This is a genomic window from Cupriavidus oxalaticus, from assembly GCF_038900635.1.
Taxonomy (GTDB): domain Bacteria; phylum Pseudomonadota; class Gammaproteobacteria; order Burkholderiales; family Burkholderiaceae; genus Cupriavidus; species Cupriavidus oxalaticus_B.
In genome coordinates this window covers 1-237 of record NZ_JAYMRX010000129.1, presented here as the reverse complement: position 1 = coordinate 237, position 237 = coordinate 1, and the positions used below count along the sequence as shown (strand labels likewise).

The 237-nt window shown below is 51.9% G+C and carries 1 protein-coding gene; it reads left to right on the top strand.

Annotated elements, in window-relative coordinates; all coding sequences use genetic code 11:
• Positions 1–218: hypothetical protein (locus VSR71_RS35265; RefSeq protein ID WP_342917939.1), on the top strand; the 218-nt coding region annotated here is incomplete at its 5' end.
• Positions 219–237: the final 19 nt, after the last annotated feature.

Genomic DNA, 237 nt, shown 5'->3' with positions numbered 1-237 from the left:
AAGTCTTTGATGTCATTAGGACGTATCCGCGCGTTTTGACAACCGTTTTCCGCGCCAAAAACTACGATAAGGCGATGATTCTATTGAAGAAAACGGCATCGTCCTGCACTTGCCACGCCTGCACGGCGGACTGCCCGGAAACCCGCATTCTGTCGCGGTGTGTTCAAAACTTGATCAAAATTCGTTCAAAAGTCAGGCGGCATCAACGCGCACTTTGATGGCTTCCAGGCCGCGCGA